Below are 13,540 nucleotides of genomic sequence, written 5' to 3'. Positions count from 1 at the left end.
CATGCCCCATACCTTGCCTGCTTTGCCTTACGCCTACGACGCGCTGGAGCCGCACATCGACGCGCAGACCATGGAGATCCACCACACCAGGCACCACCAGACTTATGTCAATGGCCTCAACGCCGCCGTCGAAGGCACCGAGTGGGCTGAGTGGCCAGTCGAAAAACTGGTCGCTGCGGTCGGGGACTTGCCGGAGCACCTACGTGGCGCCGTGACCAACCACGGTGGCGGTCACGCCAACCACAGCCTGTTCTGGACCGTGATGTCGCCGCAGGGCGGCGGTGAGCCCACGGGCGAGCTGGCACAAGCCATCACCACGCAACTGGGCGGTTTCGACGCGTTCAAGGAAGCCTTCACCAAGGCCGCCCTGACCCGCTTCGGCAGCGGCTGGGCCTGGCTCAGCGTAACGCCGCAGAAAACCCTGGTCGTGGAAAGCAGCGGCAACCAGGACAGCCCACTGATGCATGGCAACACGCCAATTCTCGGGTTGGACGTGTGGGAGCATGCGTATTACCTGAAATACCAGAACCGCCGCCCGGAATACATTGGTGCCTTCTACAACGTCATCGACTGGGCGCAAGTGCAACACCGCTATCTCGAAGCCCTGAAGTGAGTCGGACCGGTATGCGCTCAGAGGTCATGTCGGTCAGCAGTGTGCGCCTGTTTCGCCAGGCGCTGGGTGCCTTGCTGTTGCTGGCGGGTACCGCGCTGCTGGCGGCGCGCGGTCTTGCCTGGCTGGACTTGGCGCCGCGCATGCTGCGAGCCCTGGAGGGCGGCGCTTTGTGTGCGCTGGGCACGGCGCTGGGCGCAGTACCGGTGCTGGTCATCCGTAACATGCCGGTGGCGTTGGCCGACACCATGCTGGGCTTCGGCGCCGGGGTCATGCTGGCGGCTACGGCATTTTCATTGATCATGCCCGGGCTGGATGCGGCCCAGGCCATCGGCTTCAGCCCATGGGGTGCGGGTGGCTTGATCAGCTTCGGCTTGATGTTCGGCGCGTTGTGCCTGTTCCTTATCGACCTCAAGGTCTCCAACGCCTCGCCGCAAGCGCTGGTTGGCAGTGCGCAGCAGCCGGTGATCGCCGCGCGGATCTGGCTTTTCGTCATTGCCATCATTGCCCACAACATTCCCGAAGGCATGGCGATTGGTGTGTCAGCCGGGGGTGGCATGGCCGACGCAGACAGCCTAGCCATGGGCATCGCGTTGCAGGATGTGCCCGAAGGGCTGGTGATTGCCCTGGTGTTGGCAGGGGCGGGCATGCCGCGCTTCAAGGCGTTCTTGATCGGCGCGGCTTCGGGGTTGGTCGAGCCTGTGGCTGCGGTGATCTGTGCCTGGCTGGTGAATGTCGCCGAATTGCTGCTGCCCCTGGGGCTCGCCTGCGCAGCCGGCGCAATGCTGCTGGTGGTAACCCAGGAAGTCATCCCCGAATCGCGCAGCAACGGCCATCACCGCCTGGCCAGCCTGGGGCTGTGCATCGGCTTCTGCCTGATGATGGTGATGGATACCGCGCTGTCCTGATCTTTGGTCAGGTTGAAGGGGTGCACACTGTGGGCGCGGTGCAGGGCTTGGAGGCTTACTCGCCTTCGTCGAAGTAGTTGTTGATCAACTCGACCAGCGCGTCCATGGCATCGTTGTCCTGCTCACCCTCGGTATGCAGGTGCACCTGGGTACCCTTGCCAGCCGCCAGCATCATCACGGCCATGATGCTTTTGCCGTCTACCAGTTTGTCCGGCGCGCGGCCGACCCGCACCTGGCAGGGAAAGCGGCCGGCCACGCCGACGAACTTCGCTGCCGCCCGGGCATGCAGGCCCAGCTTGTTGATGATGGTGATTTCGCGGGCGGGCATCGTGGGGCGGATCCTTGGGCTAGAGGTCGCGGTGGCGGACCTGGACGTTTTTCAGGGACTGTTGCAGCAACTGGCCGAGGCGTTCGGTGATGTACACCGAACGATGGTGGCCGCCGGTGCAGCCAATGGCAATGGTCACGTAGGCACGGTTACTGGCTGCGAAGCGGGGTAGCCACTTGAGCAGGTAGCTGGAAATATCGTTGAACATGTCCTCGACGTCTGGCTGCGCGGCCAGGTAGTCGATCACCGGCTGTTCCAGGCCGGAGTGCTCACGCAATTCGGGCTTCCAGTAGGGGTTGGGCAGGCAGCGTACGTCGAACACCAGATCGGCATCGACCGGCATGCCGCGTTTGAAGCCGAATGACTCGACCAGGAATGCGGTACCAGGCTCGGGCTTGTTGAGCAGGCGCAACTTGATCGTGTCACGCAACTGGTAGAGGTTCAGGCTGGTGGTGTCGATCTTCAGGTCGGCCAGGTCGGCAATCGGCCCCAGCAGTTCGCTCTCCACGCGGATGGCCTCTGCCAGCGAGCGGTCGGCGTTGGTCAGCGGGTGGCGGCGGCGGGTTTCTGAAAACCGCTTGAGCAGGGTATCTTCATCGGCATCCAGGTACAGCACATCGCACTGGATGTGGCGGGCACGGGCGTCGGCTAGCAGCTCGGGGAAGCGCGACAGGTGGCTGGGCAGGTTGCGGGCGTCGATCGACACTGCCACTTTCGGCTGCAGCAGTTCGGTGTTGATCAGTGCATTTTCCGCGAGCTGCGGCAGCAGCCCGGCGGGCAGGTTGTCAATGCAATAGAAACCGTTGTCTTCCAGGACATCGAGGGCGGTGCTCTTGCCGGAGCCAGACCGGCCGCTGACGATGATCAGGCGCATGTTCAGTGCTCGTTCTGTACGTCCAGGACAACCTGGTACAAGGCCTCGTTGCTGGTGGCCGAACGCAAGCGATCACGCACGTCCTTGCGGTCGAGCATGCTGGCGATCTGGCGCAGCAGTTCCAGGTGGGCATCGGTGGCGGCTTCAGGGACCAGCAGGACGAACAGCAAGTCTACCGGCGCGCCATCGATGGCATCGTAATCGATGGGTGCTTCCAGGTGCAGCAGGGCGCTAACTGGCGCGGAGCAGCCTTCAAGCCGGCAGTGCGGAATGGCGATGCCATTGCCGAAACCGGTTGAACCGAGTTTTTCCCGGGCGACCAGCTTTTCGAAGACGACTTGCATCTCCAGTTCCGGCACTTGTTCGGCGATGATGGTGGCGACCTTTTCCAGGGCGCGCTTCTTACTGCCGCCCGGCACGTTCACGAGGGAACGGCCGGGGGTCAGGATGGTTTCAAGTCGGATCATGGATGAGGGGGATCAGCGGGCAGCTGCACCTTGCAGCAGGCTTTGCTGTTTTTCCTTGTGTTTTTTCAGTTGGCGGTCGAGCTTGTCGGCCAAGGCATCGATCGCTGCATACATATCTTCGTGTTCGGCGTTTGCTACCACTTCGCCGCCGGGAATCTGCAGGGTCGCCTCGACCTTCTGCTGCAGCTTCTCGACCTTCATGATGACCTGCACGTTGGTGATCTTGTCGAAGTGACTTTCCACGCGGGCGAGCTTTTCAAGCACGTAATCGCGCAGTGGCTGGGTGACTTCTACATGCTGTCCACTGATATTGACTTGCATACAGCTTCTCCTGTGTTGCCCGTGCATAAAGAGGCAGGTCTTGCACCTGCCCCGCAAACGCTATGGCAGATCTCAGGGGCTACATCAGTCGCTTGCGCTCACTCGACGGTGCGATGCCGAGAGACTCGCGGTACTTGGCGACGGTGCGACGGGCCACCTGGATGCCTTGTGCCTCCAGTAAACCAGCGATCTTGCTGTCACTCAATGGCTTTTTCTGATTTTCCGCTGCAACCAGTTTCTTGATGATCGCGCGGATCGCTGTAGACGAGCATTCTCCGCCTTCGGAGGTGCTGACGTGGCTGGAGAAAAAGTATTTCAGTTCGTAGATGCCGCGGGGCGTGTGCATGTATTTCTGCGTGGTCACCCGGGAAATGGTCGACTCGTGCATGCCCACCGCTTCGGCAATGTCATGCAGCACCAGCGGTTTCATCGCTTCGTCGCCATGATCGAGGAAGCCGCGCTGATGCTCGACGATCTGCGTGGCGACTTTCATCAGGGTCTCGTTGCGGCTTTGCAGGCTCTTGATGAACCAGCGCGCCTCCTGCAGCTGGTTGCGCATGAAGGTGTTGTCGGCACTGGTGTCGGCGCGGCGCACGAAGCCGGCGTATTGAGCGTTCACGCGCAGGCGCGGGATGGCTTCCTGGTTCAGTTCCACCAGCCAGCGGTCGCTGTCCTTGCGCACGATCACGTCCGGGACCACGTACTCGGGCTCGCTGGACTCGATCTGCGAACCCGGGCGCGGGTTGAGGCTTTGCACCAGTTCGATCACCTGGCGCAGTTCGTCTTCCTTGATTTTCATGCGCCGCATGAGCTGGCTGTAGTCGCGGCTGCCGAGCAAGTCGATGAAATCGCTGACCAGCCGTTTCGCCTCGTTCAGCCACGGCGTGCTGGCAGGCAGTTGGCGCAGTTGCAGCAACAGGCACTCGCCAAGGGTGCGTGCCGCGACGCCTGCCGGTTCGAACTGCTGAATGCGGTGCAGCACCGCTTCGACTTCGTCCAGCTCGATATCCAGCTCCGGGTCGAAGCCAGCGCAGATTTCTTCGAGGGTGTCTTCCAGGTAGCCTTGGCCGTTGATGCTGTCGATCAGGGTCACGGCGATCAGGCGGTCGGTATCCGACATCGGCGCCAGGTTCAGTTGCCACAGCAGGTGGCTTTGCAGGCTTTCGCCGGCCGATGTCCGCGTGGTGAAGTCCCACTCGTCGTCATCGTTGCTCGGCAGGCTGCTGGCGCTGGTCTGGTAGATGTCTTCCCAGGCGGTGTCGACCGGCAGCTCGTTGGGGATGCGCTCGCTCCATTCACCGTCTTCGAGGTTGTCGGCACTGACCGTGCTTTCCTGGAAGCTGTTGTCCTGAACGTCGGCGGCCGGCTTGTTCTCGGCGTTGTCGGCCATCGGATCGCTGTTGTCGAAGTCGTCGCCGTCTTCCTGGCGTTCGAGCATCGGGTTCGACTCCAGCGCCTCCTGGATTTCCTGTTGGAGGTCCAGGGTGGAAAGCTGGAGCAGGCGGATGGCCTGTTGCAACTGCGGTGTCATCGTCAGTTGCTGGCCCATTTTTAGGACGAGCGATGGTTTCATGGCTGGGGCTTAATACCTTGTTCGCCGGCGCGCATGCGCCATCCACTACACGAGGGCGCCGGGGCGCCAGATCAAGCAAGTTTTATGCCTTAAATTGTAGCGTTTGCCTAGAGTACGTAACAATTTTAACCCCGGCTTCAGGGCAGGTTGCCAGTACCCCAGGCAGGGGTGGGTCAGAGCCGGAACTCGTGGCCCAGGTAAACCTCTTTGACCAGTTCGTTGGCCAGGATGGTTTCGGCGTCGCCTTCGGCGATCAGCCGGCCATCGTTGACGATGTAGGCGGTCTCGCAGATATCCAGCGTTTCGCGCACGTTGTGGTCCGTGATCAGCACACCGATACCCTTGGCCTTGAGGTGGTGGATGATCTGCTTGATGTCACCGACCGAGATCGGGTCCACGCCGGCGAAGGGTTCGTCCAGCAGGATGAACTTGGGCGCGGTCGCCAGGGCGCGGGCGATCTCGACACGGCGGCGTTCGCCACCGGACAGGCTCATGCCGAGGTTGTCGCGGATGTGGCTTATGTGGAACTCCTGCAGCAGGCTTTCCAGCTCCTTGCGCCGGCCATCGCGGTCGAGGTCCTTGCGGGTCTCGAGGATGGCCATGATGTTGTCGGCCACCGAAAGCTTGCGGAAGATCGAGGCTTCCTGCGGCAGGTAGCCGATGCCGGCGCGCGCGCGGCCGTGCATGGGCTGGTGGCTGACATCGAGGTTGTCGATCAGGACACGACCCTGCTCGGCCTGGACCAGGCCGACGATCATGTAGAAGCAGGTGGTCTTGCCGGCACCGTTCGGGCCGAGCAATCCGACGATCTGGCCGCTGTCGATCGACAGGCTGACATCACGTACGACCTGGCGCCCCTTGTAGCTTTTGGCCAGGTGCTGGGCTTTTAGGGTTGCCATCTACTCGGCCTTCTTCTTGGGCTGGATCACCATGTCGATGCGCTGACGTGGCTGGGTCACGTTACCGCCACGGCCGGCGGTAGCCACCTGCGACTTGGTGTTGTAGACGATCTTCTCGCCCTCGGTGGTGTTGCCTTCGTTCTCGACCTTGGCGCGGTCGGTGAGGATCACGGTGTCTTTTTGCGCCTGGTACTGGATGGTCACTGCCCAGCCCTTCATCTTGTCGGGCTTGGCGGCGCTCTGCTGCTGCTCGAAGTAGGCCAGGTTGCCAACCGAAGTGACCACGTCGATGTCGCCGTTGGCGGCGCGGGTCATGGTCACGGTATTGCCTTTGATCATCATCGAGCCTTGAGTGATGATCACGTCACCGGTGTACGTCGCGACACCCTGCTTGTCGTCCAGATGCGCGTTGTCGGCCTGGATACGGATTGGCTGGTCACGGTCATTCGGCAGGGCGAAGGCGCTCGCGCTTCCCAGTGCTGCGCTCAGGCTGAGCAAAAGGGGGAGGGTTTTAACGAGCCTCATACTGTCCTCTTACGTTAGAGAGCAAGTCCATCTTGCCTTCTTTCAAATACGCTTTCATGCCCTTGCCCGTGGTTGTGCCACCGGCGCCGTCGATTCTAACGGCTTGCTCGGTCTGCGCATATTGCTTCTGCGGGAATACGGTCATGCGTGAGCTGGTGATGATGGTGTCGCGTTGCTTTTCGTCGGTGCGGGCAACGCGGACCTTGTTGATCAGTTCGACCTCGTTGCCGTCCGGGCTGACCTCGCCGCGCTCGCTCTGAACATGCCACGGGTATTCGGTGCCGCGGTAAAGGCGCAGGTCGGGCGTGGTCACCAGGGTAACTTCGGTCGCCTTGACGTGCTCGACCTTGTCGGCGGTCATTTCGTACTGCAATTTGCCGTCCGGCAAGAACTGCACACTATGGGCGTTGATCGCATAGTAGTCGATGGCGCTCTCGTCGACCTGGGCCACAGGCTGGTCGAGGAAGCTTTCAGGGCTGACATTCCAGTAGCCAATGGCAGCGAGCACGGCAGCAATCACCGCCAGCAGCGCAATATTGCGGACCTTCTTGCTGAACATGGGCGGCCTTACAAGTAATTGGCGTTGGCAGCGTCCAGGGTGCCCTGGGCCTGCATGATCAGTTCGCAGAACTCGCGGGCAGCGCCTTCGCCGCCGCGCGCCTGGGTCACGCCGTGGGCATGCTGGCGAACGAAGGGCGCGGCGTTGGCCACTGCCATACCCAGACCGACGCGGCGAATCACCGGCAGGTCGGGCAGGTCGTCGCCCAGGTAGGCGACCTGTTCATAGCTTAGGCCGAGTTCGGCAAGCAGCCCGTCAAGAACCACCAATTTGTCTTCGCGGCCCTGAAACAGGTGCGCGATACCCAGGTTCGCAGCCCGCCGCTCGACCACCGGGGTCTTGCGCCCGCTGATGATGGCCGTGGTCACGCCCGACGCCATGAGCATCTTGATGCCCTGGCCGTCGAGGGTATTGAAGGTCTTGAATTCGCTGCCGTCTTCGAGAAAGTACAGTCGCCCATCGGTCAGTACGCCGTCGACATCGAACACGGCCAGCTTGATGGCCTGGCCACGTTGCATGAGATTCTGGCTCATCACATAACTCCTGCACGCAACAGGTCGTGCATGTTCAGGGCACCTGTCGGCCGGTCGTCCTGGTCGACGACCACCAGTGCGTTGATTTTGTTGTCTTCCATGATTTTAAGGGCCTCGGCGGCGAGCATTTCGGCCCGTGCAGTTTTGCCATGCACGGTCATGACGTGGTCGATCAACGTGGTATGCACGTCGATATTGCGGTCCAGGCTGCGGCGCAGGTCGCCATCGGTGAAGATACCGGCCAGCTTGCCGTCTGGCTCGAGCACAGCGGTCATGCCCAGCCCTTTGCGCGACATTTCCAGCAGGGCATCCTTGAGCAACGTGCCACGCAGCACCTTGGGCAGCTGGTCACCGCTGTGCATCACATGCTCGACCTTCAGCAGCAGCCGCCGCCCCAAGGCGCCGCCAGGGTGCGAAAAGGCGAAGTCCTCGGCCGTGAACCCGCGCGCTTCGAGCAGGGCAATGGCCAGCGCGTCACCCAACACCAGTGCCGCAGTGGTCGAGGAGGTAGGGGCAAGGTTCAGCGGGCAAGCCTCCTGTGCGACCCGGGCATCCAGGTTCACCTCTGCTGCCTGGGCCAGGGTGGAATCTGGGTTGCCGGTAAGGCTGATGAGGGTGATGCCCAGGCGCTTGACCAGCGGCAGCAACGTGACAATCTCGGCCGTACTGCCTGAGTTGGACAGCGCCAGGATGATATCGTTGCCGGTGATCATGCCCATGTCGCCATGGCTGGCTTCGGCCGGGTGCACGAAAAACGCGGGGGTGCCGGTGCTGGCGAGGGTCGCGGCAATTTTGTTGCCGATATGCCCGGACTTGCCCATGCCAAGCACCACGACGCGGCCCTGGCTGGCCAGGATCAGTTCGCAGGCTTTGACGAAATGCTCGTCGATGCGCGCCAGCAGGCCCTCTACGGCCTCGAGTTCCAGGCGCACGGTGCGCTGTGCGGATTGAATCAGCTCGCTGGATTGGCTCATGTCGATAAAGCACTGCCTGATGAAAAGTCGGCGATTATAGCCGCAATCGACGAAACCCTCACCTTTTCCATCTGCCTGGTCCCGGGCGCGCCAGCCTGTCTCGTAGCTGAACGGGGCATGCATGACCTTGGGGGCGCGCGGGCAGCGGTGCTATAGTTCGCCGCTATTCGGCCTGCCAAGGGCGCGTGTGCCTTCTGCAGGGAGGCTGGCGTCCATAAGGACGAGGCTGCATCAGCAAGGAGTCTAGATGAGTGTGGATAGCGCCTACGCGGTGGAATTGAAGGGTGTTACCTTCAAGCGCGGTTCGCGTAGCATTTTCAGCAACGTCGATATTCGCATCCCGCGCGGCAAGGTCACCGGCATCATGGGGCCATCGGGTTGCGGCAAGACCACGTTGCTTCGCCTGATGGGCGCGCAGCTGCGCCCCGCCAGTGGTGAGGTATGGGTCGCCGGGCAGAACCTGCCAACGCTGTCGCGCAGCGACCTGTTCGACGCCCGCAAGCAGATGGGCGTGCTGTTTCAGAGCGGCGCGCTGTTCACCGACCTCGATGTGTTCGAGAACGTCGCATTTCCGCTGCGCGTGCATACCCAGCTTGCCGACGACATGATTCGTGACATTGTCTTGATGAAACTGCAGGCCGTAGGGCTTCGTGGGGCCATCGACCTGATGCCCGATGAGCTGTCCGGTGGCATGAAGCGCCGTGTGGCGCTGGCCCGGGCAATCGCCCTGGACCCGCAGATCCTCATGTACGACGAGCCGTTCGTCGGGCAGGACCCGATTGCCATGGGGGTGCTGGTGCGCTTGATCCGCCTGCTCAACGATGCCTTGGGCATTACCAGCATCGTGGTGTCCCATGACCTCGCAGAAACCGCCAGCATCGCCGACTACATCTATGTGGTGGGCGACGGCCAGGTGCTGGGGCAGGGTACCCCCGACGAGCTGATGGGCTCGGACAACCCGCGGATCCGCCAGTTCATGAAAGGCGACCCGGATGGCCCGGTGCCGTTCCATTTCCCTGCGCCTGACTACAGCGCCGACCTGCTGGGGGCGCGTTGATGCGCAGAAAATCCTTACTCGAACGTGTCCGGCTGCTGGGCCGCTCGGCCATCGACGTGGTGGCGGTACTCGGGCGTTCCTGCCTGTTCCTGTTCCATGCCCTGGTTGGGCGCGGCGGCATTGGCGGTGGCTTCCAGCTGCTGATCAGGCAGCTGTACTCGGTGGGCGTGCTGTCGCTGGCGATCGTCGTCGTGTCCGGGGTGTTCATCGGTATGGTGCTGGCGCTGCAGGGCTACAGCATCCTCACCAAGTACGGCTCCGAGCAGGCCGTGGGCCAGATGGTGGCCCTGACCCTGTTGCGCGAGCTTGGGCCGGTGGTCACGGCGTTGCTGTTCGCGGGCCGTGCCGGTTCTGCACTGACTGCCGAAATCGGCAACATGAAGTCCACCGAGCAGTTGTCCAGCCTGGAGATGATCGGCGTCGACCCGCTCAAGTACATCGTGGCGCCACGCTTGTGGGCCGGTTTCATCTCGTTGCCGCTGCTGGCGCTGATCTTCAGTGTGGTCGGTATCTGGGGGGGCTCGTGGGTCGCCGTGGACTGGCTGGGCGTATACGAGGGCTCGTTCTGGGCCAACATGCAGAACAGTGTTTCGTTCACCGACGACGTGCTCAACGGGTTGATCAAGAGCCTGGTGTTCGCATTCGTCGCGACCTGGATCGCCGTATTCCAGGGGTACGACTGTGAGCCCACTTCAGAAGGGATCAGCCGTGCAACCACCAAGACCGTGGTCTATGCCTCGTTGGCAGTGCTGGGTCTGGACTTTATTCTGACCGCCTTGATGTTTGGAGATTTCTGATGCAAAACCGCACCCTGGAAATCGGTGTCGGCCTGTTCCTGCTGGCCGGGATCCTGGCGCTGCTGCTGCTGGCCCTGCGTGTCAGCGGGCTGTCGGCCAGCCCGAGCAGCGATACCTATAAAGTTTATGCCTATTTCGACAATATCGCCGGTTTGACGGTCAGAGCCAAGGTGACCATGGCGGGCGTGACCATCGGCAAGGTCACCGCCATCGATCTGGACCGTGATTCCTATACCGGTCGGGTGACCCTGCAGCTGGACAAGTCGGTGGACAACCTGCCGACCGACTCCACTGCCTCGATCCTGACCGCCGGTCTGCTCGGCGAGAAGTACATCGGTATCAGCGTGGGCGGTGAGGAAGACGTGCTCAAGGATGGCTCGACCATTCACGACACCCAGTCTGCCCTGGTGCTGGAAGACCTGATAGGCAAGTTCCTGCTCAACTCCGTTGGCAAGGAACCGAAAGAAGCGCAACCGGCTAATTGAGGAGTTTCCATGATTTCGATCTTGCGACGTGGCCTGCTGGTATTGCTGGCGGCTTTCCCCCTGATGACCTTGGCCGCGCAGTCCCCGCATGACGTGGTTCAAAGCACCACCACCGAGCTGCTGGGTGAACTCAAGGCCAACAAAGAGCAGTACAAGGCCAACCCACAAGCGTTCTACGACACCCTTGACCGGATTCTCGCGCCGGTGGTCGATGCCGACGGTATTTCCCGCAGCATCATGACCGTCAAGTACTCGCGCAAGGCCACCCCCGAGCAGATGCAGCGCTTCCAGGAAAACTTCAAGCGCAGCCTGTTCCAGTTCTACGGCAATGCGTTGCTGGAGTACAACAACCAGGGGATCGTCGTTGACCCGGCCAAGGCCGATGATGGCAAGCGCGCTTCGGTGGGCATGAAGGTTACCGGCAACAATGGCGCCGTGTACCCGGTGCAGTACACCCTGGAAAACCTGGGTGGCGAGTGGAAAGTGCGTAACGTCATCGTCAACGGCATCAACATTGGCAAGCTGTTCCGTGACCAGTTCGCCGACGCCATGCAGCGCAATGGCAACAACCTGGACAAGACCATCGACGGCTGGGCCGGCGAAGTGGCCAAGGCCAAGCAGGCCGCCGACAACTCGCCAGAAAAGGCGGTGAAATGAGTGAGGCCGCGGTAAGCATGGCTGAGCCGGGCGTGCTGAGCCTGTCCGGCGTGCTGGACTATCGCAGCGGGCCGCAGCTGCGCAAGCAAGGCAAGGCGCTGATCACTGCCAGCCGGGATGCGCAATTGGTGCTCGATTGCACGGGCGTGCTGCGCTCCACCAGTGTCGGCCTGTCGTTGCTGCTGTCGTTCATGCGCGATGCCCAGGCCACAGGCAAGGCCTGCCGGGTGCGGGGCATGCCCGACGACATGCGGGAAATTGCCGAGGTCTACGACCTCGATCAAGTGCTGGCGACCTGATGGCCCGGCACGGATGACGGCCCCTCGGTCAGCGAAGCCCTCGTTGGGCTTCGCAGGCGAGGGGCTTTTTTGTATGATGGCCGACCCGTGCGCATCGGGCGCCGATTGAGGTTGAGCATGCAGGCCGTAGAAGTTAAAAGCTTCCTTGAAGAGAAATTGCCGGGTTCCCGGGTAGAAGTTGAAGGCGAAGGCTGCAACTTCCAGTTGAACGTGATCAGCGACGAGTTGGCTGGCCTGAGCCCGGTCAAACGCCAGCAGGCTATCTATGCTCATCTGAATCCGTGGATCGCCAATGGCAGCATCCATGCGGTAACCATGAAATTTTTCAGCAGCGCAGCCTGGGCTGAGCGCACCTGAGCCAACTTGGCGGCGAGATTCCAATGGACAAACTGATTATTACTGGCGGCGCTCGTCTTGACGGCGAGATCCGTATTTCGGGTGCGAAGAACGCAGCCCTGCCTATTCTGGCGGCGACCCTGCTGGCCGATGGCCCGGTCACCGTAGGTAACCTGCCACACCTGCACGACATCACCACCATGATCGAGCTGTTCGGCCGCATGGGCATCGAGCCAGTGATCGACGAAAAGCTGGCGGTGGAAATCGACCCCCGCACCATCAAGACCCTGGTCGCGCCTTACGAACTGGTCAAGACCATGCGCGCCTCGATCCTGGTGCTGGGCCCGATGGTCGCCCGCTTCGGCGAGGCCGAGGTGGCGCTGCCCGGCGGTTGCGCGATCGGTTCGCGCCCGGTCGATCTGCACATCCGTGGCCTCGAGGCCATGGGTGCGAAGATCGAGGTCGAAGCTGGCTACATCAAGGCCAAGGCGCCTGAGGGCGGCCTGCGCGGTGCGCATTTCTTCTTCGACACCGTCAGCGTGACCGGTACCGAAAACATCATGATGGCCGCAGCGCTGGCCAAAGGCCGCAGTGTATTGCAGAACGCTGCGCGTGAGCCGGAGGTGGTCGACCTGGCCAACTTCATCAACGCCATGGGCGGCAAGGTGCAAGGTGCCGGTACCGACACCATCACCATCGATGGCGTCGAGCGCCTGGCGTCGGCCAGCTACCGCGTGATGCCGGACCGGATCGAGACCGGTACCTACCTGGTTGCCGCTGCCGTGACCGGTGGCCGCGTCAAGGTCAAGGATACCGACCCGACCATCCTTGAGGCCGTGCTGGAAAAGCTCAAGGAAGCCGGCGCCGAGATCACCACCGGTGAAGACTGGATCGAGCTCGACATGCAGGGCAAGCGGCCGAAAGCCGTGAACCTGCGTACTGCGCCGTACCCGGCGTTCCCGACCGACATGCAGGCGCAGTTCATCTCGCTGAACGCCATTGCCGAAGGCACCGGTGCCGTCATCGAAACCATCTTCGAAAACCGCTTCATGCACGTGTACGAAATGCACCGCATGGGGGCGCAGATCCAGGTCGAAGGCAACACCGCGATCGTCACCGGTGTGCCGGCCCTCAAAGGCGCCCCGGTCATGGCCACCGACCTGCGCGCGTCGGCCAGCCTGGTGCTCTCGGCGCTGGTGGCCGAAGGTGACACGCTGATCGACCGCATCTACCACATTGACCGTGGCTACGAGTGCATCGAAGAAAAACTGCAGATGCTCGGCGCGAAAATCCGCCGCGTACCGGGCTGATCGCCCTCTGGTGCAAGGACGCACCGTT

The 13,540-nt window shown here is 62.0% G+C and carries 19 protein-coding genes; 9 read left to right on the top strand and 10 right to left on the bottom strand.

Annotated elements, in window-relative coordinates; genetic code table 11:
- The first annotated feature begins 1 nt into the window (after position 1).
- Together APH30_RS02410 and APH30_RS02405 are read left to right on the top strand one after the other, a co-directional pair.
- Complete coding sequence (locus tag APH30_RS02410) at positions 2-613, top strand: superoxide dismutase (RefSeq protein ID WP_054911618.1); 612 nt, start codon at positions 2-4, stop codon at positions 611-613.
- An 11-nt stretch (positions 614-624) separates the two neighbouring features.
- Positions 625-1,518: a ZIP family metal transporter gene (locus APH30_RS02405; protein ID WP_054911617.1), complete on the top strand. Its 894-nt coding sequence runs from the start codon at positions 625-627 to the stop codon at positions 1,516-1,518.
- A 55-nt stretch (positions 1,519-1,573) separates the two neighbouring features.
- Here the strand turns inward: APH30_RS02405 and APH30_RS02400 are convergent, their stop codons facing one another.
- The 10 genes from APH30_RS02400 to APH30_RS02355 all read right to left on the bottom strand — a co-directional run bounded on the left by APH30_RS02400 (position 1,574) and on the right by APH30_RS02355 (position 8,571).
- Entirely contained in the window at positions 1,574-1,846 is a 273-nt protein-coding gene (locus APH30_RS02400) for an HPr family phosphocarrier protein (RefSeq protein ID WP_009683043.1), read from the bottom strand.
- A gap of 19 nt (positions 1,847-1,865) precedes the next feature.
- Positions 1,866-2,720 carry an RNase adapter RapZ gene (gene rapZ, locus APH30_RS02395; RefSeq protein ID WP_009683042.1) on the bottom strand — a complete coding sequence of 285 codons (855 nt, stop codon included), beginning with the start codon at positions 2,718-2,720 and terminating at the stop codon, positions 1,866-1,868.
- A gap of 2 nt (positions 2,721-2,722) precedes the next feature.
- Entirely contained in the window at positions 2,723-3,187 is a 465-nt protein-coding gene (gene ptsN, locus APH30_RS02390) for a PTS IIA-like nitrogen regulatory protein PtsN (RefSeq protein ID WP_009683041.1), read from the bottom strand.
- Between the two features lie 12 nt (positions 3,188-3,199).
- Positions 3,200-3,508 carry a ribosome hibernation-promoting factor, HPF/YfiA family gene (gene hpf, locus APH30_RS02385; RefSeq protein WP_003255135.1) on the bottom strand — a complete coding sequence of 103 codons (309 nt, stop codon included), beginning with the start codon at positions 3,506-3,508 and terminating at the stop codon, positions 3,200-3,202.
- 79 nt (positions 3,509-3,587) lie between these two features.
- Positions 3,588-5,081 (bottom strand): RNA polymerase factor sigma-54, encoded by a 1,494-nt coding sequence (locus tag APH30_RS02380; RefSeq protein ID WP_054911616.1) that lies wholly within the window; start codon positions 5,079-5,081, stop codon positions 3,588-3,590.
- Positions 5,082-5,254: 173 nt separating this feature from the next.
- Positions 5,255-5,980 carry an LPS export ABC transporter ATP-binding protein gene (gene lptB, locus APH30_RS02375; RefSeq protein WP_010952146.1) on the bottom strand — a complete coding sequence of 242 codons (726 nt, stop codon included), beginning with the start codon at positions 5,978-5,980 and terminating at the stop codon, positions 5,255-5,257.
- Positions 5,981-6,505, bottom strand: a complete 525-nt coding sequence (lptA, locus tag APH30_RS02370; protein ID WP_029887549.1) for a lipopolysaccharide transport periplasmic protein LptA — start codon at positions 6,503-6,505, stop codon at positions 5,981-5,983.
- Positions 6,492-7,064 (bottom strand): LPS export ABC transporter periplasmic protein LptC, encoded by a 573-nt coding sequence (gene lptC / locus APH30_RS02365; RefSeq protein WP_054911615.1) that lies wholly within the window; start codon positions 7,062-7,064, stop codon positions 6,492-6,494. The genes lptA and lptC overlap by 14 nt, the downstream gene beginning before the upstream one ends.
- 8 nt (positions 7,065-7,072) lie before the next feature.
- Complete coding sequence (locus tag APH30_RS02360; RefSeq protein ID WP_009683034.1) at positions 7,073-7,597, bottom strand: HAD family hydrolase; 525 nt, start codon at positions 7,595-7,597, stop codon at positions 7,073-7,075.
- Positions 7,597-8,571 carry a KpsF/GutQ family sugar-phosphate isomerase gene (locus APH30_RS02355; RefSeq protein ID WP_054911614.1) on the bottom strand — a complete coding sequence of 325 codons (975 nt, stop codon included), beginning with the start codon at positions 8,569-8,571 and terminating at the stop codon, positions 7,597-7,599. Before APH30_RS02355 ends, APH30_RS02360 begins: the two co-directional genes overlap by 1 nt.
- Before the next feature lie 247 nt (positions 8,572-8,818).
- On the opposite strand from APH30_RS02355, the gene APH30_RS02350 reads away from it, so the two are divergent.
- From APH30_RS02350 to murA, 7 genes are all read left to right on the top strand, one after another.
- Complete coding sequence (locus tag APH30_RS02350) at positions 8,819-9,628, top strand: ATP-binding cassette domain-containing protein (protein ID WP_009683032.1); 810 nt, start codon at positions 8,819-8,821, stop codon at positions 9,626-9,628.
- A complete protein-coding gene (mlaE, locus tag APH30_RS02345; RefSeq protein ID WP_009683031.1) occupies positions 9,628-10,425 on the top strand; it encodes a lipid asymmetry maintenance ABC transporter permease subunit MlaE in 798 nt (265 codons plus the stop codon). The genes APH30_RS02350 and mlaE overlap by 1 nt, the downstream gene beginning before the upstream one ends.
- On the top strand, positions 10,425-10,910 hold the full coding sequence (gene mlaD / locus APH30_RS02340) for an outer membrane lipid asymmetry maintenance protein MlaD (protein ID WP_009683030.1): 486 nt from the start codon (positions 10,425-10,427) through the stop codon (positions 10,908-10,910). Before mlaE ends, mlaD begins: the two co-directional genes overlap by 1 nt.
- Before the next feature lie 9 nt (positions 10,911-10,919).
- Positions 10,920-11,567: a phospholipid-binding protein MlaC gene (locus tag APH30_RS02335; RefSeq protein WP_054911613.1), complete on the top strand. Its 648-nt coding sequence runs from the start codon at positions 10,920-10,922 to the stop codon at positions 11,565-11,567.
- A complete protein-coding gene (locus APH30_RS02330; protein WP_054911612.1) occupies positions 11,564-11,866 on the top strand; it encodes a lipid asymmetry maintenance protein MlaB in 303 nt (100 codons plus the stop codon). Before APH30_RS02335 ends, APH30_RS02330 begins: the two co-directional genes overlap by 4 nt.
- A 117-nt stretch (positions 11,867-11,983) precedes the next feature.
- Positions 11,984-12,223: a BolA family protein gene (locus APH30_RS02325; protein ID WP_003255121.1), complete on the top strand. Its 240-nt coding sequence runs from the start codon at positions 11,984-11,986 to the stop codon at positions 12,221-12,223.
- Positions 12,224-12,246: 23 nt separating this feature from the next.
- Positions 12,247-13,512: a UDP-N-acetylglucosamine 1-carboxyvinyltransferase gene (gene murA, locus APH30_RS02320; RefSeq protein ID WP_009683027.1), complete on the top strand. Its 1,266-nt coding sequence runs from the start codon at positions 12,247-12,249 to the stop codon at positions 13,510-13,512.
- Positions 13,513-13,540 lie beyond the last annotated feature (28 nt).

The sequence above is a fragment of the Pseudomonas sp. NBRC 111127 genome, assembly GCF_001320345.1.
Lineage (GTDB): Bacteria > Pseudomonadota > Gammaproteobacteria > Pseudomonadales > Pseudomonadaceae > Aquipseudomonas > Aquipseudomonas juntendi.
This window is presented reverse-complemented; position numbering and strand designations above follow the sequence as displayed.

Bases quoted from the DNA above. Each gene is read 5' to 3' on its own strand.
- APH30_RS02335 (WP_054911613.1), top strand. From the start codon at position 10,920: ATGATTTCGATCTTGCGACGTGGCCTGCTGGTATTGCTGGCGGCTTTC.
- APH30_RS02355 (WP_054911614.1), bottom strand. From the start codon at position 8,571: ATGAGCCAATCCAGCGAGCTGATTCAATCCGCACAGCGCACCGTGCGC.
- APH30_RS02360 (WP_009683034.1), bottom strand. From the start codon at position 7,597: ATGAGCCAGAATCTCATGCAACGTGGCCAGGCCATCAAGCTGGCCGTG.
- ptsN (WP_009683041.1), bottom strand. From the start codon at position 3,187: ATGATCCGACTTGAAACCATCCTGACCCCCGGCCGTTCCCTCGTGAAC.
- APH30_RS02330 (WP_054911612.1), top strand. From the start codon at position 11,564: ATGAGTGAGGCCGCGGTAAGCATGGCTGAGCCGGGCGTGCTGAGCCTG.
- rapZ (WP_009683042.1), bottom strand. From the start codon at position 2,720: ATGCGCCTGATCATCGTCAGCGGCCGGTCTGGCTCCGGCAAGAGCACC.
- lptA (WP_029887549.1), bottom strand. From the start codon at position 6,505: ATGAGGCTCGTTAAAACCCTCCCCCTTTTGCTCAGCCTGAGCGCAGCA.
- APH30_RS02400 (WP_009683043.1), bottom strand. From the start codon at position 1,846: ATGCCCGCCCGCGAAATCACCATCATCAACAAGCTGGGCCTGCATGCC.
- hpf (WP_003255135.1), bottom strand. From the start codon at position 3,508: ATGCAAGTCAATATCAGTGGACAGCATGTAGAAGTCACCCAGCCACTG.
- lptC (WP_054911615.1), bottom strand. From the start codon at position 7,064: ATGTTCAGCAAGAAGGTCCGCAATATTGCGCTGCTGGCGGTGATTGCT.
- APH30_RS02325 (WP_003255121.1), top strand. From the start codon at position 11,984: ATGCAGGCCGTAGAAGTTAAAAGCTTCCTTGAAGAGAAATTGCCGGGT.
- APH30_RS02350 (WP_009683032.1), top strand. From the start codon at position 8,819: ATGAGTGTGGATAGCGCCTACGCGGTGGAATTGAAGGGTGTTACCTTC.
- murA (WP_009683027.1), top strand. From the start codon at position 12,247: ATGGACAAACTGATTATTACTGGCGGCGCTCGTCTTGACGGCGAGATC.
- lptB (WP_010952146.1), bottom strand. From the start codon at position 5,980: ATGGCAACCCTAAAAGCCCAGCACCTGGCCAAAAGCTACAAGGGGCGC.
- APH30_RS02405 (WP_054911617.1), top strand. From the start codon at position 625: ATGCGCTCAGAGGTCATGTCGGTCAGCAGTGTGCGCCTGTTTCGCCAG.
- mlaE (WP_009683031.1), top strand. From the start codon at position 9,628: ATGCGCAGAAAATCCTTACTCGAACGTGTCCGGCTGCTGGGCCGCTCG.
- mlaD (WP_009683030.1), top strand. From the start codon at position 10,425: ATGCAAAACCGCACCCTGGAAATCGGTGTCGGCCTGTTCCTGCTGGCC.
- APH30_RS02380 (WP_054911616.1), bottom strand. From the start codon at position 5,081: ATGAAACCATCGCTCGTCCTAAAAATGGGCCAGCAACTGACGATGACA.
- APH30_RS02410 (WP_054911618.1), top strand. From the start codon at position 2: ATGCCCCATACCTTGCCTGCTTTGCCTTACGCCTACGACGCGCTGGAG.